Origin of the sequence: Streptomyces sp. NPDC007917 (assembly GCF_042959105.1) — a bacterium.
Classification (GTDB): Bacteria; Actinomycetota; Actinomycetes; order Streptomycetales; family Streptomycetaceae; genus Streptomyces.
In genome coordinates this window covers 17,432-36,815 of the sequence record NZ_JBIBKK010000023.1, presented here as the reverse complement: position 1 = coordinate 36,815, position 19,384 = coordinate 17,432, and the positions used below count along the sequence as shown (strand labels likewise).

Genomic DNA, 19,384 nt, shown 5'->3' with positions numbered 1-19,384 from the left:
ACGGGGGCGGCGGTGTCGACCGTTCCCGGAGCGCATGCGTTCTGCCTCTCGTGTGGCGGCTGAGTCGTCGGTTGAACATAGCGACGCCATCCGATCATCACAAGCAGATGTATCCCAGGTCACGCAGCGGTCACGCCGCTGATGTTTTGTCACATATGCGGGGCCCCAAGGACGTTGCTCACCACCGGACGGGGCACCGCACTAGTTGACCGGACCCCAGGTCACGGGCAGTTCGCGCAGCCCGCGCATGATCAGGCCGCCGCGCCGGCGGATCTCCTGCGGCTCCACCGCGAGCCGCAGGTCGGGAAGGCGCCGCAGCAGGGTGCCGATGGCGGTCTGGGCCTCCAGCCGGGCCAGCGGCGCGCCCAGACAGTAATGGATGCCGTGGCCGTAGCCGAGGTGCTGGTTGTCGGTACGGGAGAGATCGAGCACATCGGGTGAGTCGAAGCGCGCGGGGTCACGGTCCGCGGCGGCGAGCACCACCAGCACCGGCTCGCCCGTGGCGATCCGCTGCCCGCCGATCACCACGGGTTCGGTGGCGAACCGCCAGGTCGCGATCTCCACCGGCCCGTCATAGCGGAGCAGTTCCTCGACGCCGGTCGCCAGCAGCCCCTCGTCCCCTTCATGGGCGGCCCGCCGCAGCCGGTCGCACTGGGCGGGGTCGCGCAGCAGCGCATAGGTGCCGTTGCCGATGAGGTTGACGGTCGTCTCGAAACCCGCGAACAGGAGCACGAAGCACATGGCCGCGGCCTCGTTCTCGGTCAGGTGCTCGCCGTGGTCGCTGGCCCGGATCAGCCCGGAGATCAGATCGTCGGCCCTCCCCTCCTGATCCTCGCGCAGCGACTCCCGCTTGCGGTGGATGAGATCGGCGAGGTAGGCGCGGATCCGCTTCACCGCCCGCGCCACCCCGCCGCGCGGCCCGCCGCCGTGCCGGATCATCATCCCCGCCCAGTCCCGGAAGTCGTCCTGATCCTCGCGGGGGACGCCCAGCAGATCGCAGATGGCGTAGATGGGCAGCGGGAAGGCGAACTCATGGATCAGGTCCGCCTCTCCTCTTGTCTCGAAGCCGTCGATGAGGCCGTCGGTCAGTTCCTGCACCCGCGGGGCGAAGGCCGCCACACGGCGGGGGGTGAACGCCTTGGACACCAGCCGCCGCAGCCGGGTGTGGTCGGGCGGGTCGATATTGAGCAGATGTGTCATGAGATCCGCGCTGCGCTCGCCCGGAATGCCCACCTTGCCCTTGGCGTGCGCCGCCTCGCTGTGGTGAATCGGATTCTTCGACAGCCGGGGGTCGGCGAGCGTGGCCCGGGCGTCGGCGTAGCGGGTCACCAGCCATGCCTCGACGCCGCTGGGCAGAGTGGTCCGGTGAACGGGGGCGTGTTCCCGCAGCCAGGCGTACGCGGGATACGGATCGGTGGCGAACTCCCAGCTGAAAAGGGTGGGGGAGCAGGCGGGGCGGGACTGGTCTGACACCCCCCGACAATACGGCAGGGCCCCGGAATCCCTGATTCCATAGAAAAAGGGCATAAACACCGGGTGTTTATCCGATGCGTGTACGAATTGTCCGGTCGCGCACTCCAGCGCAGTGTGATTGGCCGATATCAGACCGCCACCGCACATCCGGCGGCGCCCTCGCCCGCCCGGCCCCGCGATGTCCTGCCGCGCTCGGCGACCCCCGTGAACGCGGGGCGAAGAGCGGATGGCTGAATCGGCGTCAGGTGCGCGAATGGGACGGAGGCACATGCACATCGGTCCCTGACCCTGGTGATACGATCACCGCGCTTGCCAGGCGAGCCATGGGCGCGTAGACACGCGGCGATCCGGCAAAAAGCCGAAAAGGGTCATCACTCTGAGGAGCATTATGCCGCCAGTCGGGCATGTGGAGCCGATCCGGCAGACCGACGCCCCCGCACTGGCGCCGTGGAGACGAGCGCACCGTCCTCGGGCCGAGCGGGCGCCGTCCGGGCACTGACTCGCCGTCGCCCCGTCCACGAATTCGGAACGCACCGTGCGAAACCCTTTCAGTCCCTGGCGGTCTAGTCGTTTAAAGAGAGTCTCATGACGCAATACATACAGGATCCAGCGCTCTGGGCTCTGATCGTTGGTACGCCTCTCGCCGCAACCGCCATATTTCGCGGGAGAAAGGCGCGTACAAAGCTCGTCAACGAGAAGATCGAGCTCCAGAATCGCTATACCGAGCTCGAAAGCAACTATTCGGCATCGGTACAGGAAGCCCATACCCGCGCTGAAGAGGCCACGAAGAGCGCGCTGAAGTCCGCGATGCGTACCCTCCAGGGTCTCGCCAACGAGCAGCAGCTGGCGATCTCCAAGACGCAGGAGAAGTACGGCGAGCACTACATGCTCCAGGACCTCCTCGAGATCGACCACATGAACTCGCAGTTCGGTCGGCGCGCCCAGTCCATCGCGGTGCTCTGTGACGGCTGGCTCGGCCGTCAGCGCTCCGTCGCCTCGGTGTACGACGTGGTCCGCAGCGCGAAGGGCCGCATCCGCCACTACACACGCGTCGAGATCCGTTCCCAGTCGAACTTCGCGGTGGTCAGCCGCGCCGTCGAACCGGTCGCGCTGGCACTGGCCGAGCTGCTGGACAACGCCACCAGCTACTCGGCGCCGGACTCCCCCATCGACATCACCATCCGCACCGTGCCCAAGGGCGTCTGCATCATCATCGACGACGCCGGTGTCGGTATGAACGAGGAAGAGAAGAACAGGGCCGATGAGCTCCTGTCTTCCAAGCGCGCGTCGGGCGTCACGGGCCTGGGAAACCCCCCGCAGTTCGGTTTCGCGGTCATCGGTGTGCTCGCCGCCCGATATGGCTTCACTGTCTCCGTGGATTCGGCCTCTCCCTACGGTGGTGTGCGCGCAGTGGTACTTCTGCCCGAGGACCTTCTGACCAACATGCCCGAGCCGGAGGAGCCGCCGGCGGTCGTCCCGCCCGCCGCCCGGGCCCGAGGCGAGGAGGCTCCCGCCGACGAGGCCTCCACCCCCGGGGGACTGCCCAAACGCCGACGCAAGGGCTCGATCTCCATCGTGCCCAGGGCGGACTTCACGCCCGGCGCGACCCGGTCGAGTGAGGAGACCGCCTCGATCATGGGCGCCTTCCAGCGCGGCACTCAGTCAGGCCGCTCCGCAAACCCGAGCAGGGAAGGGCACGATCTTTCGTGAACAACGATCTGTCATGGATGCTTGAGAGCGCCCTGGAGGTACCAGGCGCACGTCATGCGCTCCTGGTCTCCGCCGACGGTCTGCTGATGGCCCGCTCCAAGGACGTCCAGAAGGACGAGGCCGACTCGATCGCCGCGGCGATGAGCGGCATCCAGTCACTGAGCCGCACGATGTCCACCTTCTGTGGCGACCCCCGGATGAGCTGGCGTCAGACGCTGGTGGAGTTCGACGGCGGCTGGGTCTTCCTGATCTCCGCCGGTGAGGGCGCCTATCTGGCCGTCTCGTCCGCCCCCGACGTCGACATGGCGGACATCACCTTCCGGATGCAGCAGCTCGTCGGCCAGCTCGGCAAGGCCCTCAGCACTCCGCCTCGAGAGAACACAAGTATTCAGGCATGATTACACCGGGTGAGCAAGAGCCAGAGGCCGCGCCCTTAGTGCGACCGTACGTCATCACCAACGGTCGCGGTTTGCCGGAGAACGACCAGTTCAATCTGATCACGCTGGTCACCGCCTCCGAAAAACAGCCACCGAGCCATTACGACCCGGAGAAGCGCCGCCTGCTTGACCTGTGCGGCGGAGGCTACCTCTCGGTCGCCGAAATAGCGGGACACCTGGGACTTCCCATCGGCATCGTGAAGGTCCTGCTGTCCGATCTCTCCTCGGACGGCTATCTCGTCACGCGCGCCCCGGCACCCCCCGCCCAACTCGTCGACGTATCGGTCCTTCAGGAGGTGCTCGATGGTCTCCAGGCCCGCTTCGGATGAGGACGTCTATCTGCGCAACGATGTGCAGATAGCTGCCAAGATCCTGGTGGTGGGACATTTCGCGGTAGGCAAGACGACCTTCATCGGCACCATGTCGGAGATTCCCCCGCTGCGTACCGAGGAAACCATGACGCAGGCGGCGGCTCACGTCGACGATCTGCGCGGCGTCCAGGGCAAGACCACGACCACCGTGGCCATGGACTTCGGCCGGCTCACCCTCAGCGACCGACTTGTCCTGTACCTGTTCGGGACGCCCGGACAGCAGCGCTTCGTGCAGGTCTGGGAGGACATGACCCGCGGCGCCCTCGGGGCGCTGGTGCTGGTCGACCCCGAGCGCCTCAAGGAGTCCTTCGACGTCATCGACCTGGTCGAGCAGTACGGACTCCCCTACGCGATATCCGTCAACCACTTCGACGGCACGCCGGTCCGCTCCGACGATGAGCTGCGCGAGGCTCTTGATCTGCTTCCGGAGACCCCCGTCGTCACCTGTGACGCGCGCGATGAGAAGTCATCGGCCAACGCGCTGATCACGCTGGTGCGCTATCTGCAGGACCGTGCCCGCTAGGAGCAAGCATGAACAACCAGTCGGCCTTCCCCGAACCACCACCCGGTTGCCCCGCTCACAACAGCGGTCGGCGGGTGCCGATGTACGGACCGGAGTTCGCGGCCGATCCCCAGGCGTTCTACAGCCATATGCGCCACTACGGGCCAACCGCGCCGGTCGAGCTGGCCCCCGGGGTGGACGCCACCCTCGTCACGGACTACTCGGCGGCTCTCCAACTGCTGCAGAACCCCGACACGTTCCGGAAGGACTCGCGCCGCTGGCGTGATCTGAACGAGGGCAAGGTCGCGCCGAACAACCCGGTGCTGCCCATGCTGGCCTACCGGCCGAACGCCCTGTTCACCGATGGCGCGGAGCACATGCGGCTGCGTCAGGCGGTGACGGACAGCCTCGCCGGCGTGGACGCCCACTGGCTGAGCCGCCAGGTCGAGCGGGTCTCCTCGTACCTGATCAGCCAGTTCAGCGCCCTCGGCGAGGCCGACCTGCTGAACGACTACGCCAAGATGCTGCCGCTGCTGGTCTTCAACGAGCTCTTCGGCTGCTCGCCGTCCATCGGCGACCGGCTGGTCATCGGCACCTCCGGCATCTTCGACGCCAGCATGGACGCCGAGAAGGCCAACGAGGAGCTCACCCAGGCCCTGATCGAGCTGATCGCCCTCAAGCGGCGGCAGCCGGGCGACGACGTCACCTCGCGGCTGATGGCCCACCCGGCCAAGCTGACCGACGAGGAGATGATCCATCAGCTGGTCATGCTCATCAGCGCCGGCACCGAGCCCCAGCGCAACCTGATCGCCAACGGTCTGTACCTGCTGCTGTGCGACGAGAAGCACGCCGGCGGTTCGCAGGCCGGCGGGCTGCTGGTCGAGGACGTCATCGACGACGTCCTGTGGAACTTTCCGCCGATGGCCAACTACGCCCCGCACTACCCGGTGTACGACGTCGAACTCGGCGGCAGCGTGCTCAAGGCCGGCGATCTCGTGCTGATCAGCTTCGCGGCCGCCAACACCGACCCCGCGCTGTCCTCGTCCCGCCAGGTCCTCAGCAAGCGCGCGCACCTGGCCTGGAGCGCCGGGCCGCACGCCTGCCCGGCCAAGGACTCCGGCCAGCTCATCGCGGTGGGGGCGATCGAGAACCTGCTCAACCAGCTGCCGGATGTCGAGCTGGCCGTGCCGGTGGAGAGCCTGCAGTGGCGGCCCGGCCCCTTCCACCGGGCGCTGACCTCGCTTCCGGCCCGTTTCGCCCCGGTCCGCGCCCAGCAGACCCCGATGATGACTCCCCCCGCGCAGACCGGCCCCGCGGTCACCGCCGCGGCCGTACCGCAGGCACGCCCCCAGGGCAAGGCGTCGAAGAGCAGCGTGTGGAGCTCTTTCCTCGCCTGGTGGAAGTCGTGATCTTGCCCACAATTCGAACCAATTTCCGTATGAATGGATGTTCAATCGTGCGGGTAGGACCTACCGCGAATTCGCGCGGACTGATCAGTTCCGGCCAATTACGCGACTTAGTGTGACCCCAACCGGGGTGCTGTCCAGAAGGAGTGGTTGTGGAACCTACCGCCGCCGGCACCATTGTTGACCGACGCTCCTTGGTTTCACTCATATCCCGCCTACGAGCTTCCCGGGGTCAGGCGAACCCCTACCCCATCTACGCCGAACTAAGGGCAATGGGCGACGTCGTGCCCGCCCCCTGGGGCGGCCACCTCCTGCTCTCGCACGAACTGTGCGACCAGGTCCTCCGGAGCAAAGCGTGGGCCACCTTCGATGCCGAGTGGCGGGCGCGCCAGGGCGATGGAAATCGCTGGAACGCGCCCGCCTCACGTCAATTGAGCAAAACTCTCCAGGGCCTCAATCCGCCGGTGCACACCCAGCAGCGGCGCTCCCTCGGCAACGTATTCGACCGCTCCACACTGGCCGGTCTGCAGCCCTTTGTCACGCAGACCGTCGAAAACCTTCTCGACCGGCTTTCCGACCGGATGCGCGCGACCGGTGAGGCCGATTTCTCCACCCTGGTGGGCGAGGAGCTGCCGGTGGCCACTATCAGCCACTGGCTGAAACTCCCCCATGCCGACCACGCCCTGCTCAGGGAGCTCACCCACGGCCAGGCATATGCCCAGGAACTACTCCCCTCGAAGAGCCAGCTGAACCACGCCAATATCGCCGCCGAAGGTCTACGCGAGTATTTCACCGCGGTGGTCGCGGAGCGCAGGCGCTCCCTCGGCGACGACCCGCTCTCCCGCTGGATCCGCACCTGGGACGAGCTCGAACCGGACCGCGAGATCGCTGACGAAACGCTTTACCACCTGGTGATGTTCATCGTCATCGCCTCGCTGGAGACCACCTCCACCCTGCTGTCGAACATGGTCTGGCTGCTCGACCAGCACCCACGGCAGCGCGCTTGGCTGCTGGCCCACCCCGAGGCCGTGCCGAACGCCGTCGAGGAGGTCCTGCGCTACGATCCGCCCATTCATCTGACCACCCGCGTCGCCACGGAGGACAGCATTCTCTCCGGCATCCGAATACAGCGGGACGAGGTGGTGCACGTCATGATCGCGGCAGCCAATCACGACCCGGCCCAATTCGCCGACCCCGACACCTTCGACATCGGACGCACGGCCAGTCACCTCGGTTTCGGCGGCGGCATTCATTTCTGCATCGGAGCGATGCTCGCCCGGCTGGAGGCGACCGAACTGCTCCAGGGCCTCAACCGCCGTTTCCCGACGCTGCGCGTCACCACACCACCCTTGTGGGAACCACGCATGGCGTTCCGCCGACTCACCGCACTCCATGTCGCCGAACGCTGAGCAGCGGGAAGAGGAAAGCGGCGTGTCGCTCAAGTCTCTGTACGTCACCCACGACGGCCCCGTGGTGCAGGTGCGGTTCAACACCCCGGAAAACGGAAACGCCATCACGGACCGCGTACTGGACGATCTGCTCGCGGTACTCGGCGCCGTACACGACCGCCCCGATATCCGGGTGGTCGTCCTCTCCGGGGCCGGTTCGCATTTCTGCGCGGGCGGCGACCGCCGGGAATACGCCGAACAACTCGCCACGGACCCCACCGGCAACGGGCTGCGGACCACCGGCGGCAAGGCCCGCCGGGTGTGCGACGCCCTGGCCACCACGAGCGCCGTCACCATCGCCCGGCTGCACGGCCAGGTCGTCGGCGCCGGACTGGCCCTGGCCCTCTTCTGCGATCTGCGCGTCGGGGCCGACGACTGCCGCTTCCGGCTGCCGGAGCTCGCCCTGGGCCTCCCGGCCGCCTGGGGCGGCTCGCTGCCCCGGCTGCTGCAGGAGGCGGGAGCCGCCCGGATCCGCGAACTGATCCTGACCGGCGCCGGGTTCGACGCGATCCAGGCCGAGCGGCTGTCGGTGCTCCACCGGGTCGTTCCGGAGGCCGAGCTGGACCGTGTGGTGGACGAGTGGACCCGGCCCGTCGTCCGCCGCTCCGCCGCGGCGCTACGGGTCACCAAGGCGCTGCTGAACTCCTACGCCTCCAGCAGCCGGCTCGCCGACACCAGCCTGCTGGACGCCGAGCTCATGGCGTCGGTGATCGCCGCCGGACGGTCGGCGGACGCCTGATCCGCCTGCGACCCCCTGCGACCCCCTGCGGCCCAGGGGCTCGCAGGGGATCGCAGGCGCTACTGCGCGCCGCCCCGCGCGCCTTCGGCCGCCCGGATCGCGTCCCGGTACGTACGGGCCGCGGCGCGCAGCGCCGTCTCCGGCTCGACGCCCCGCTCGGCCGCCCGCACCGCCAGGGCGAGCAGTTCGTAGCCGACGCCCTCCCCCTCGGGCAGCGGCACGTCAAGGCCCGCCGTACGGGCGCGGGAGGCCAGTTTGGCGGCCAGCGCGAGCGCGGGCTGCCCCAATGGCACACCGTCGGTGACCGAGTCGCGCCGCTTCTCGGCCGCCTTCGTACGCAGCCAGTGCTCCCTGACGTCCTCGGCGGTCTCGGCTGCCTCCTCGCCGAAGATATGCGGATGGCGGCGGATCAGCTTGTCCACGATCCCGCCCGCCACCTCGTCGATCGAGAACGGCTCGTCCGGGTCCTCCTGCGCGATCCGGGCGTGGAAGACGACCTGCAGCAGCACATCGCCCAGCTCCTCGCGCAGCGCCTCGCGGTCACCCTGCTCGATGGCCTCGACGAGCTCGTACGCCTCCTCGATGCCGTACTTCACCAGCTCCTCGCTGGTGCGGGCGCCGCTCCACGGGCACTCGACCCGGATCCGGTCCATCACCTGGACCAGGTCGAGCAGCCGGGCGCCCGGCAGGTCGTACGCGCCGGGCAGCAGCTCCAGGTCCGGCATCCGCTCCCGCCCGGACCCGGCGAGCCGGGCCAGCCCGTCGGTCAGCGCGGACTCCCCGTCCGCCGAGGTGAGCACCACGGCGGTACGGCCCGGCGCGGTCGCGCAGTAGTCGACCAGCTCGCGCGCGCCGGGCGCCGCCTCCTCCACCTCGACGCCCGCGTCCCGCAGATACGGCAGCTGCGGATGGGCCGAGTCCGCGCACAGCACCCGGTCCGCGCCGCGCAGCGCCTGCCACGCGGGCCACGACAGCAGTCCGGGCGCCACCCGGTGGCTGGTGGTGAGCAGGACGATACGGCCGGTAGGGCCTGCGGCAGGGGCTGCGCCCGGGGCTTCGGAGGCGGTCACCCCTGAAACGTAACCTACGCCTGCTGCTTCACATCCCCGGAGGTCCGCAGCCACGTCTCCTTGGTCAGCACCGCCGTGCCCCGGGTGTCGTCCCACGTCCCGTAGCGCGGGTTGACCTCGATCGCCAGCGCCTTCGAGGTCCGGGCGAAGACCTGGTTCACCTTGGCGCTGCCGAGCTTGTGCACCAGCCCGTTGCGCAGCAGTTCCACGCGCAGCGCGTCGTCGATGCGGTCCGGGGCGATGCCCTGCTCCAGATAGAAGTCGCGCAGCGCCGAGGCGCCGCCCGGCTGCGCCTCGGAGGTCGGGCGGCACTTCGTCGTCTGCCCCATCTGGAGGCCGCGCAGCACCTCGGCGCCGCCCGCCGACTCGACGGCCTTGCGGCACTGCTGCACATCGCGGGGGGTCACCCGCACCCCGTTGTCCCTGCCGGCCCGCTCGATCACCCGGAACTGGATCATGCGGATCAGGGTGCTCTGGCTCAGCTGACCGCTGCCCGCCACCAGCTGTTCGGACTTGGGAGAGCCGCGTTGCGCGTCCCGGACGTCGTTGACCCGCGCCTGGAGCTCCGAGACGGTGATCCGGCTGCCGTCCACGACGGCGGCGGCACCGGGGTGCGCGTCATTGCCGCAGGCGGTCAGCAGCGGGGCGGCGAGCAGCACGGACGCGGCGGGGACGGCGAGGGCGGCGCGGGTCTTTCGGCGATATGGGGGTTGACCCCCATTGTTTTCCAGCATGGGGGCCTCCCGGCGTAAATCGACCTGGCGTTGATCGATGGTGTGACTCCGCTCCCTTACCCGAAGGAAGGTGCTTCCAACCCGAGGGTTGCGGTCCAGCCCGAACCGACCTCTTACGAGGCGCAGCAAATTTATCACACGTCAGGGAAGCTTCGACAACGATTCGCCGGGGGTTTAGGCCACCTCGTCAGCCGCGGACCTGCCCGAGCCAGTGCAGCGTGCGGCGGATCTCCTCCGGGAAGGGGTGGTGCGGGCCGTGCAGCCGCTCGGCGTCGTACAGGAGGCGGGCGAGCATGTCATGGGCGGCCGGGCGGTCTCCGAGGGAGAGCAGCAAGTGCCCGGTCCTGCGGCGGATTTCCAGCGGCGTGGCCGGGTCGGTGGCCGCGTACTGCTCGAAGTACGGGAGCAGCGTGCGGTATTCGACCAGCGCCTGGGCCGCCTCGCCGAGCTGTTCGAGGCATTGGGCCGCCTCGTAGCGGAACTGCAGCGAGGTGCGCAGCGCTTCGGGGCCCGACTCGGCGGCGTACTCGTCGGCGAGCCGGCGCAGCTCGGGCAGGGCCCGGCGGTACTGCCCGTCGTCCATGAGCGTCACCGCGTACTGCTTGCGCAGCGACCGTACGACCGGGGAGAGCTCGCCGTGTTCGGCGGCGGCGGACGGGAGGATCGCGCCGAGGATGTCCACGGCCTGGGTGATCCACCCCTGGTCGAGCAGGCGCTTGACCTCGTCGACGGCCGCCGCCACATCCGAGCGGGCGGGGGCGGCGGGGGGAGCCGGCGGGGCGGGGGCGGGCGGTGGGGCGGGGCGGTCCGGCCAGGGGGCGTGCGGGCGCAGGAAGGGGCGCGTGGGGTCCATGGGGCCGGTGGCGGCGACACCGGGCGCGGCGGCGGCGTACGGCAGCAGCGGAGCCAGCGCCTGGTAGACCTCCTGGGCGTCGGCCGGCCGGTGCTGAGGGTCCTTGGCGAGCAGCCGCAGCACCAGCGCCTCCAGCGCCTCGGGCACCTCGGGCCGCGCCTGGCGGACCGGGACCGGCGGCTCGTAGAGGTGGCGGTGCAGTACGCCGAGCGCGGTGGAGCCGGCGAAGGGCACATTGCCGATGAGGAGTTCATGCATGAGCACGCCCAGCGCGTACAGGTCGGTGTACGGGCCGACGGCGCCGCCCATGGCCTGCTCGGGGGCCATGTAGGCGGGGCTGCCGATGGGCGAGCCGGTGTGGGTGAGGCGGGTGGTGTCGGTGTCGAGGACGGCGGCGACGCCGAGGTCGAGGACGGTCACCGAGCCATCGGGGCGGATCATCACGTTCCGCGGCTTGAGGTCGCGGTGCACGATCGGCACCGCGTGGACGGCGGAGAGCACCGCGCACAGCTGCGCCGCGACGCACACCGCCCACTGCCAGGGGTAGGGGTCGTGTTCGGCGAGGTGGTCGGCGAGGTCGGCGCCCTCGACGTACTGCATGATCAGGTACAGGTCGTCGCCGTCGCTGCCCGCGTCGTGCACGGTGACCAGACCGCGGTGGTCGACCTGTGCGGTGACCCGGCACTCGCGGACGAAGCGGCGGCGCAGATCGTCCACGCCGTCCCCGCCGTCGCTGGGTATCGCCATCCGGTCGGGGCGCAGCAGCTTGACCGCGACCCGGCGGTCGAGCCGCCGGTCGTAGGCGGTCCACACCTGGCCCATGCCGCCCTGGCCGAGGAGCGTGGCCAGCTCATAGCGGTCGGCGACGACGCGTCCGTTCAACGGCCCTGCTCCCTGCGGAGGTAGTCGCTGAGCTCATCCAGCTCGGCGCGCACGCGCTGGATGCGCTGGGGTTGGGGTTGGGGCTGCGGTTGGGGCTCGGCCTGCGGATGAGGCTGAGCCTGGGGCTGGGGCTGGACGGGCTGGTGCGGCGGCGCAGGCTGGTGCGGCGGCACGGGCTGCTGCGGCTGGAGGGGCTGCTGCGGCTGGAGGGGCTGCTGCGGCGGTACGGCCTGGTGGGGCGGGACCGGGTAGCCGTACGGCCCGGGCCCGGCCGGATACCCCGGCGGGACGTACGGCCCGACACCCGGCGCGACACCCGGCGCCGGTCGGTGGTGCTTGATGTCGACGATCAGGTAGTGCGTCGCCACGGCGCAGGACAGCAGGAACATCCCCGCCAGGGTGGTGTACGCCAGCGCGTCGGGCTCATCCGGTCCGGTCCCGAACTCCACGAAGGCGAGCACCACCACCACACAGGTGCCCCAGAACAGCAGCCAGTCCAGCGCCCGGCGGCGCAGGATGGCCACGCGCAGCATCGTCACCCACGACAGCAGGCCGAAGGTCAGCATCGTCAGGCCGACGAAGACCACCCGCAGGAGGGCCACCGTGGCGGTGGACGCGGGGCGGGGCGGCGGCGCGGGGGCGTGGCCGTGCATGGCTGCTCCTGGAGGGACCTGGTGCCGAGGGGTGCTCGCGCGCGTGCGCGCGTTTGAGCGTATACATCGACGTGGCGGGGCGAACCCGGGTTGTACGGATCCGTCGTCTCTTTGATCACACAATCGTGATCAATGGGGCTGGACCGTGCCGTCGGCCAGGCCGTCGTACAGCCCCCGTACCAACTGGTCCCCCAGCCGCCCCGCGAGCCTCAGCGCCTCCTCGAAGGAGGCCAGGGTGCGGTAGTGCTCGCCGTAGCGCCGCTGGTCGTCGAGCGGGAGCCGGGGCAGCCGCAGTCGGCGTACGTCGAGCCGGGTGGCGGTGGAGGCGTAGCTGCTGGCCTGCCGCTGGTTGGCGCCGCCGCGCAGATACCCGGCGAGGAACCAGGGGTCGAGCGCCTGCGGATCGGGCCGCAGCAGACACAGATTGCGGGCGAGCAGTGCCCCGGCCGCGGCCTCGTCCACCACGCGGGCGACCGTGCCGCCGCCGATCAGCGGCACCACCACATCGCCCGGCTCGGTCAGCACCGGCTCCTCGGCGGCGGTCTCGGTCCGCTCAGCGGCGGCCGGGCCGGGCGCGGGGGCCGGGGCGGCGGGGGCGGGGAGGGCGCCGGTGGGGCCGGTCCCGGCGAGCACATCGGTCTCGGTGAGCACCGGGGGCGCCCCCGGTCCCCCGCCCGCCGGCTGCCGTCCGGGGCCCGGCACCGTCGCCGCGCCGCCGGTGCGCAGCACCAGGGCGCCCGCGCGGGCCAGTTCGCCGACGGTGGTCATGGGCCAGCGGGCGCCCTGCGCCCCGGCCGGCGCGCCCGCCGCCCGGTCCTCGGGGGCATCCGGGCCGCCGGGCGCGACGGGGGTCAGTTCGACGGTGCGGGCCAGGGTGGCGGTGAGCCGGTCGCGGACGGCGGCAAGCTCCTCGGCGCCGCCGCCCGCTGCGGGCGGCGGCAGATGGCGGGCGGGGGCGAGGTCGACGTCGTCGTCGAGAAGTTCGATCACGGGCAGCGCCTGGCACACCCCCGGCCGCTCGGGGGCGCCGTCGCCGCCGTCGAAGGCGCGCCAGGCGTCGAGGACGGTGTCGCGCACGGTCTGCCAGGGCAGTTTGTCCCGGCCCGGGGAGGCCGCGGCCGCCGGGTACCCGGGGACGGCCGCCGCCGGGCCGTCGGCCGGGCCCGCGGCCGAGGCCACGGCCGCGGCGGCGTCGACCAGCAGCAGCCGCGGCGCGCTCGGCTGTCCGGCGGCGGGGCGGCGCAGCACCCACAGGTGCAGCGGGATGCCGTACGGCGGGGCGGCCCCGGCGGGCAGCGCGACCACGGCCCGCAGCGCGCCGCGCCGCAGCAGGTCGGCGCGGATGCGGCGGCCGGAGCGGCGGGAGGCCACGGCGGGGGGCATGAGCAGCACGGCGGTGCCGCCGTCGCGGACGTGCGCGAGGGCGTGCTGGACCCAGGCGAGCTCGGATTCGGTGCGGGCCGGGAAGCCGTACTCCCAGCGGGGGTCGTAGGCGAGCTCGTCATGGCCCCAGTTGCGCTCGTTGAACGGCGGGTGGGAGACGACCGCGTCGGCGGAGAGCTGGGGCAGGGCGTCCGCGCGCAGGCTGTCGCCGCCGTGCACCCGCACCCGTGCGTCAGGGGCCTCGTGGGTCAGAGCCAGCCGCAGCGCGGTGAGCGCGGCCAGGTCGCGGTCCAGCTCCTGGGCGTACAGCGTGGCCGCGCTGTGGGTGCGCAGCACGGCCCACAGCAGCCCGCCGGTGCCCGAAGCGGGGTCGAGAACGGTGGGCCCGGGGCCGGCCGGTTCGGCCGGCGAGCCCGCCACGCCCGCCAGGGCGGCCATCAGCTCGGCGAGTTCGGGCGGGGTGACGGTGTACTGCCGTGGGTTGGCGTCCAGATGTCGCCCGATCAGGAACTCATAGGTCTCGCGCGGGCCGGTCTCGGCGGCCAGTTCGACGGCCTGGCGCAGCAGCGGTACGAAGGGCCGCAGCCCGGCCGGGTCCGCGACGGGCACCGGGTGGTCCTCGCCGAGCCGGGCGGTCAGCACCGGGGCGAGCGCGAGCGGCAGCAGCTCGGCCAGCTGCCGGTCGTCGGCCTCGCTCAGCCGGCGCCACTGGGCGGGCCGGTCCCGTACGAGGAGGAGTGCGGCGCCGACGGGGCCGAGCGCGGCGGCGGCCCCGTCCGGATGCCCGGCGAGCGCCTGCCAGACGCGTTCGCGCAGCGGCACCTCGGCGAGCTTGCCCTGGGCGCGCAGCCATCGCTCGACGTCGCCGAGGGCGAAGGTCGGGCTGGTCTCGGTGCCGCCGACCGGTTTGGGGAAGTCCGCGTGGCGGCGGCGCCAGTTGCTGACGGCGGCGCGGCCGACCCCGGCCAGCCGGGCGATCCCGGCGGCGGTCACCTCTGCTGCGTTGTCGGGCACCTGGCTGACTCCGTCCCGTGGTGCGGCTGTCACGTCGAGCATACCGATAGCGATCTTCAAATAGACCCGTTCACATTGTGAATCGTACCCCCGATCGAACTCTTGTTGACTCGGTTCACAGACTCTGCTCTTATTGACCCATCGGTTCACGGAGGCCGCAACCGGCTCCCGGACGAGTCAGAAGGGGTGGGCTGTCGCATGTCGCAGCAGCAGAACTGGTTTGCCCGGCACAAGGTCCTCACAGGCGCGGGGGCGCTCGTCGTGGTGATCGCCATCGGCGGTGCCCTGGCGAGCGGGGGAGACGACAGCAAGGACAAGAGCAAGGACACCGTCGCCCAAGGGGACACCTCCGGCGGGGGCTCGAAGGACAAGGGCGGCGACAAGCCCAAGGCCAAGCCCGCCATCGGCGGCGAGGGCGCCTTCCAGGTCGGCTCCGACGTCAAGCCCGGCACCTACAGATCCACGGACAACACCGACGGTATGTGCTACTGGGAGCGGGCCAAGGACTCCAGCGGCGAGACCGATTCGCTCATCGCCAACGACAACGTCATGGGCACCGCCTATGTGACGATCAAGGCGAGCGACAAGATCTTCAAGTCGAACGGCTGCAAGGACTGGGAAGCCGTCCCCGCCAAGGCCTCCGGCACCCCCAAGTCCGAGGTGGACGGGAACGGCGGCATGTACCGGATCGGGGCCGACATCGCCCCCGGTACGTACAAGTCGACCGGCAACGCCGATGACGACACCTGCTACTGGGAACGCAGCAAGGACGCCCTGCACGGCATCGACTCGATCATCGCCAATGAGAACGTCTCCGCGAACGGCATCGTGACGATCGCCGCGGGTGACGGATACTTCAAGACCAACGGCTGCAAGAACTGGAAGAAGACCAGCTGATGCGCTCCACCATGACCTTGGCGGCCCTGTGCGCCGTGACCGCACTCGCCCTGACCGCCTGTGGCTCCGACGACGACAAGGGCGACGCCGGCAAGTCCGGGCAGTCGGCCTCGGCGAGCTCCAAGGCCACACCCAGCAAGTCCGCCAAGGCCCCCGGCTCCGATCTGGAGAAGCTGACCGGTCCGCAGATCGCCAACAAGGCCATGAAGGCGATGAAGTCGGCGACGTCCCTGACCACGGACCTGGACGGCATAGTCGACGGCGGCCCCATGAAGTACCGCATGTCCTCGGCCAACAACGGCGAGTGCGTGGGCAACATGTCCTTCGGCACCGAGGGCAAGGTCGATTTGGTCAAAACCGGCGACCTGATCTACATGAAGTTCGACCGCGCCTTCTGGAAGTCACAGGGCGGCAAGGACGGCGCGGCAGCGGCCGACACGATCGGCGACCGCTGGACCAAGTCCAAGGCGTCCGGCTCCGACTTCAAGGACTTCGCCAGCGCCTGCGACTCCGACACCATGCTGGCCGGTTTCGAGGGCGGCCCGAACCTCGCGCGCAAGGGTAAGACCACCACGGTCGACGGCAAGCCCGCCATCACCCTCACCGAGACCGACGGCGACGAGACGTACACGACCTACGTCGCCACCGAGGGCAAGCCGTACATCCTCAAGATGGTCATCAAGGGCGGCAAGGAGCCCGGCACGGTCAAGTTCAGCGACTTCGACAAGCCGGTCGACGCCAAGGCCCCGACCGGGGACATCGTCGACCTCGACGCCGCCTGAGCGAAAGCCGACCGGCCACCCGCCTGCAGGGCGTCAGGCCCCGTCCACGGACGGGGCCCAGGCCCAGGTCTGCGCGGGCAGCTCCCCGTCGCTCAACCACCGCGCGGCAGCAGCTGCGGCGGAGCGCAGCGGAGCCTCTTTGAGCCCAGCCACCCGCCGGGCCCAGGAATCGGGACACCGGGCCGGCCGCCCCCTCCCCCCCTTCTCGCCGGCGCTTTGGACCCGGAGGGTCCGAGACGAAACCCGCACCCGCCCGAACCGAATGCCGCGAGACGGCGCATCGGCGCAGCGAAGCGGAGCCTGCGCGCAGCGCAGCCGCACGCCCGGTCCCCCGGTGGCCCCGGAGCCGTCATCCGCCGCACTGTGTGCGGGAACGCCCGGCTGTGCCATCAGGTTTCGCTGAAGGTCCGCCGGTAGGCGCCGGGTGTGGTGCCGAGGTGCGTCCGGAAACGGCGTCGCAGGTTGACCGCCGAGGCGAGTCCGACCCGGGTGGCGATGGCTTCGACCGGCAGGTCGGTCTGCTCCAGCAGCGCCCGTGCCGCGTCGAGGCGTTGGCCGAGCACCCACTGCCCCGGGCTGGTGCCCAGCTGTTCGGTGAACCGCCGGGCGAGGGTCCGGCTGGACAGCCCGGCGCGTTCGGCGAGGCGACCGAGGGTCAGCTGGGTGTCGAGCCGGGAGGTGGCCCACTCCAGCAGTGGCGCCAGTGACTCGTCCGCTCTGGCCGGCGCGGGCTGGACCGCGTACTGGAGTTGGCTGCCCTCCCGGTGTGGTGGCAGGACCATGTTCCGGGCGATCCGGGCGGCGTATGCCGCGCCGTGGTCGGAACGCACCAGGTGCAGGCACAGGTCGATGCCCGCGCCGGTTCCGGCGCTGGTCGCCACGTCGCCGTGGTCCACGAAGAGCACGTTCGGGTCCACCCGCACCTCGGGGAAGGCGGCGGCGAGCCGGGCAGTGCTGCGCCAGTGGGTGGTGGCGCGACGGCCGTCGAGCAGTCCGGCCTCGGCGAGGACGAAGGCCCCCGTGCAGATGGCGACGATCCGCGCCCCCCGCTGGTGGGCAGCGCGCAGTGGACCGGTGACGGCCGGGGGCACGGGCGTGCCGTACTGCTGCCAGCCGGGGACGACCACGGTGTCCGCGTCCCGCAGGGCCTCGAGACCCGCGTCGACGAGCATCGCGAAGCCGATGGTGGTCCGCACGGAACCGGGGCGCTCGGCGCAGATCCGGAAGCTGTAGCGGGCCGGCTCGTCCTGCGGGGCGGTGCCGAAGACCTCGGCGGCACACGCGAGCTCGAAGGGCGACTGGGGCGGGGTGAGCAGGGCCACCACCCGATGGAGGTTCATGGCAGGAATGTACCCACAGGTGTCTTTCCGGACTCTCGGACCGGGAGGCCGGCCCCGGTCACAGTGGTCCCATGAGTGGAACCACCGGAACGAGAGTGTTGAGGACGGCGGTCGGCCAGCTACCTGACCGCGGAGCAGGACGGCCCGGTCGTGTTGCTGCTGCACGGCACGTACTGGAGTCGGGTCTGGCTCCCGGTGCTGGGCCGCCTCGCCGAGGCGGGGATGCGGCCCCTTGCGGTCGATTTCCCCGGACTGGGGCGCTCGGGAGGCGAGCTCACCCCGGAAACGGCCACGGTCCCGGCGCTTGCGGACTGGGTGGCGCGATTCGCGTCCGCGCTGAAGATCTCCGGGCCGGTCGCCGTGGCGGGCCATGACATCGGCGGCGCCGTCGCCCAGCACCTTCTCGTCCACGGTCGCCTGGAGGTGTCGCGGCTGGCGCTGGTCAACTCGGTCACCTACGACTCCTGGCCGGCGCCCCACGTGGCCCGGTTCCGCGGCCCGGGGACCACAGCCGACGACGTTCTCGCCGCCCGCCGGCAGGCGGTGACGGCGGCGCTGGGCAGCGCCGCCACCGAGCCGCGGATCGCGGACTATCTGGACCCGTGGACCGATCCGCGGGTTCGCCGCTCCTGGATGGCCATGGCGGGCGCGGCCGACAGCCGCCACACCCTTGATCTCGTTCCCGCACTGCGGCGATCGACGACGCCCAAGTTGCTGATCTGGGGCGAGGACGACGCCTTCGAGACGGTGGAGTACGCCGAGCGGTTCGCCTCGGAGATCCCGCGTACCACACTCGTACGTATCCCAGAGGCGGACCACATCCCCACGGAGAACGCCCCCGGCACGATCGCCGGCCATCTCATCGACTTCTTCACGGCGTAGAGACCGCCCGGGCCGCTCGTCAACCGCCGCACTGGCGCAGCATCATCTGCTTGTCCGGTTCAGTCACCGGCATCTGATACTTGATGGCGACCTGGGCGAACCGGACCGCGTAGGCGCACCTGATCTGTTTGCTGGGCGGCAGCCAGGACGCGGGCCCGGAATCGCCCTTGGCCGAGTTGGCACGGCCCTCGACCGGGATCAGATTGAGCGCGTCGTTGGCCAGCTGCTCGCGTTTGCTCTTCGGCCAGCGGGAGGAGCCCATCTGCCAGCTGTACGACAGCGGCACCACATGGTCGATCTGCACCTCGGTGGCCTTCTGCTTGCGCCACTCGATGGTCTTGCCCGTGTACGGGTCGCGCAGGGTCATGGAGACCACCACGCAGTCGGAGCCGGACCGGAAGCGCAGCCGCCGGCCGTCGCGCTTCAGAAGATCGTTGCGGGTGTCACAGCCGTTGCGCGCGAGCGGCACCCCGTCGGCCGTGTCCATCCAGGCGTAGCCGAACTCGTCCCGCTCGTAGCCGGTCCTCGGCCCCCGCCCCTTGGTGAGCAGCTGGTCGATGAGGCGCCGGGCCGCGGCCTTGTCGGCGTCGCTGGTCACGGGCCCCAGGCCCGGCTTCGTACCGTCGGGATTCTTCAGCGGGCTGAGCACGTACGGGTTCGGCGCCACACCACCGTCCGGGCCGCCCTCCCGGCCCCCGCCGCCCCGGCCACCGCCGTCGTCCCCGCTCCCGCCCGAACATCCGGAGACCAACGCCAGCGCGGCGAGCCCCGGAATCAGAACCTGCCCAAACCGTCTCTGCAACCCTCC

18 protein-coding genes are annotated in these 19,384 nt (G+C 70.6%); 10 read left to right on the top strand and 8 right to left on the bottom strand.

Features of this window, described 5'->3' with window-relative positions:
- Window positions 1-201 precede the first annotated feature (201 nt).
- Window positions 202-1,473: a cytochrome P450 gene (locus tag ACFZDL_RS34330; RefSeq protein ID WP_353594393.1), complete on the bottom strand. Its 1,272-nt coding sequence runs from the start codon at window positions 1,471-1,473 to the stop codon at window positions 202-204.
- A 585-nt stretch (window positions 1,474-2,058) separates the two neighbouring features.
- Here ACFZDL_RS34330 and ACFZDL_RS34325 point away from each other — a divergent pair.
- The 7 genes from ACFZDL_RS34325 (at window position 2,059) to ACFZDL_RS34295 (ending at window position 8,086) form a co-directional block, all read left to right on the top strand.
- A complete protein-coding gene (locus tag ACFZDL_RS34325; protein WP_353594394.1) occupies window positions 2,059-3,183 on the top strand; it encodes an ATP-binding protein in 1,125 nt (374 codons plus the stop codon).
- The gene (locus tag ACFZDL_RS34320; RefSeq protein ID WP_353594395.1) at window positions 3,180-3,581 is read left to right on the top strand and encodes a roadblock/LC7 domain-containing protein; all 402 of its coding nucleotides are present in this window, start codon (window positions 3,180-3,182) and stop codon (window positions 3,579-3,581) included. Before ACFZDL_RS34325 ends, ACFZDL_RS34320 begins: the two co-directional genes overlap by 4 nt.
- Window positions 3,578-3,949 carry a DUF742 domain-containing protein gene (locus ACFZDL_RS34315; protein ID WP_353594396.1) on the top strand — a complete coding sequence of 124 codons (372 nt, stop codon included), beginning with the start codon at window positions 3,578-3,580 and terminating at the stop codon, window positions 3,947-3,949. The genes ACFZDL_RS34320 and ACFZDL_RS34315 overlap by 4 nt, the downstream gene beginning before the upstream one ends.
- Window positions 3,924-4,514 carry an ATP/GTP-binding protein gene (locus ACFZDL_RS34310; protein WP_353594397.1) on the top strand — a complete coding sequence of 197 codons (591 nt, stop codon included), beginning with the start codon at window positions 3,924-3,926 and terminating at the stop codon, window positions 4,512-4,514. Before ACFZDL_RS34315 ends, ACFZDL_RS34310 begins: the two co-directional genes overlap by 26 nt.
- Window positions 4,515-4,522: 8 nt before the next feature.
- Window positions 4,523-5,902 carry a cytochrome P450 gene (locus tag ACFZDL_RS34305; RefSeq protein WP_353594398.1) on the top strand — a complete coding sequence of 460 codons (1,380 nt, stop codon included), beginning with the start codon at window positions 4,523-4,525 and terminating at the stop codon, window positions 5,900-5,902.
- Between the two features lie 149 nt (window positions 5,903-6,051).
- Window positions 6,052-7,308 carry a cytochrome P450 gene (locus ACFZDL_RS34300; RefSeq protein WP_391193272.1) on the top strand — a complete coding sequence of 419 codons (1,257 nt, stop codon included), beginning with the start codon at window positions 6,052-6,054 and terminating at the stop codon, window positions 7,306-7,308.
- A 22-nt stretch (window positions 7,309-7,330) separates the two neighbouring features.
- A complete protein-coding gene (locus tag ACFZDL_RS34295) occupies window positions 7,331-8,086 on the top strand; it encodes an enoyl-CoA hydratase/isomerase family protein (protein WP_353594400.1) in 756 nt (251 codons plus the stop codon).
- A 59-nt stretch (window positions 8,087-8,145) separates the two neighbouring features.
- On the opposite strand, the gene ACFZDL_RS34290 is transcribed toward ACFZDL_RS34295, so the two are convergent.
- The 5 genes from ACFZDL_RS34290 to ACFZDL_RS34270 form a co-directional block, all read right to left on the bottom strand.
- A complete protein-coding gene (locus tag ACFZDL_RS34290) occupies window positions 8,146-9,156 on the bottom strand; it encodes a nucleoside triphosphate pyrophosphohydrolase (protein ID WP_353594401.1) in 1,011 nt (336 codons plus the stop codon).
- 14 nt (window positions 9,157-9,170) lie between these two features.
- On the bottom strand, window positions 9,171-9,890 hold the full coding sequence (locus ACFZDL_RS34285; protein WP_353594402.1) for a SurA N-terminal domain-containing protein: 720 nt from the start codon (window positions 9,888-9,890) through the stop codon (window positions 9,171-9,173).
- Between the two features lie 187 nt (window positions 9,891-10,077).
- Complete coding sequence (locus ACFZDL_RS34280; protein ID WP_353594403.1) at window positions 10,078-11,625, bottom strand: serine/threonine-protein kinase; 1,548 nt, start codon at window positions 11,623-11,625, stop codon at window positions 10,078-10,080.
- A complete protein-coding gene (locus tag ACFZDL_RS34275; protein WP_353594404.1) occupies window positions 11,622-12,278 on the bottom strand; it encodes a hypothetical protein in 657 nt (218 codons plus the stop codon). Before ACFZDL_RS34275 ends, ACFZDL_RS34280 begins: the two co-directional genes overlap by 4 nt.
- A 129-nt stretch (window positions 12,279-12,407) precedes the next feature.
- Window positions 12,408-14,717 carry an N-6 DNA methylase gene (locus ACFZDL_RS34270; protein ID WP_353594405.1) on the bottom strand — a complete coding sequence of 770 codons (2,310 nt, stop codon included), beginning with the start codon at window positions 14,715-14,717 and terminating at the stop codon, window positions 12,408-12,410.
- 156 nt (window positions 14,718-14,873) lie between these two features.
- Between ACFZDL_RS34270 and ACFZDL_RS34265 the strand changes: the two genes are divergently transcribed.
- Window positions 14,874-15,572, top strand: coding sequence for a hypothetical protein (locus ACFZDL_RS34265; protein ID WP_353594406.1), 699 nt, complete (start codon window positions 14,874-14,876; stop codon window positions 15,570-15,572).
- Window positions 15,572-16,354 carry a hypothetical protein gene (locus ACFZDL_RS34260; RefSeq protein WP_353594407.1) on the top strand — a complete coding sequence of 261 codons (783 nt, stop codon included), beginning with the start codon at window positions 15,572-15,574 and terminating at the stop codon, window positions 16,352-16,354. The genes ACFZDL_RS34265 and ACFZDL_RS34260 overlap by 1 nt, the downstream gene beginning before the upstream one ends.
- A gap of 389 nt (window positions 16,355-16,743) precedes the next feature.
- Here ACFZDL_RS34260 and ACFZDL_RS34255 read toward each other — a convergent pair whose 3' ends face one another.
- The gene (locus ACFZDL_RS34255) at window positions 16,744-17,694 is read right to left on the bottom strand and encodes a helix-turn-helix domain-containing protein (protein WP_353594408.1); all 951 of its coding nucleotides are present in this window, start codon (window positions 17,692-17,694) and stop codon (window positions 16,744-16,746) included.
- A gap of 150 nt (window positions 17,695-17,844) precedes the next feature.
- Between ACFZDL_RS34255 and ACFZDL_RS34250 the strand changes: the two genes are divergently transcribed.
- Window positions 17,845-18,576: an alpha/beta hydrolase gene (locus ACFZDL_RS34250; protein ID WP_353594409.1), complete on the top strand. Its 732-nt coding sequence runs from the start codon at window positions 17,845-17,847 to the stop codon at window positions 18,574-18,576.
- Between the two features lie 19 nt (window positions 18,577-18,595).
- Here ACFZDL_RS34250 and ACFZDL_RS34245 read toward each other — a convergent pair whose 3' ends face one another.
- A complete protein-coding gene (locus ACFZDL_RS34245) occupies window positions 18,596-19,378 on the bottom strand; it encodes an HNH endonuclease family protein (protein WP_353594410.1) in 783 nt (260 codons plus the stop codon).
- Window positions 19,379-19,384: the final 6 nt, after the last annotated feature.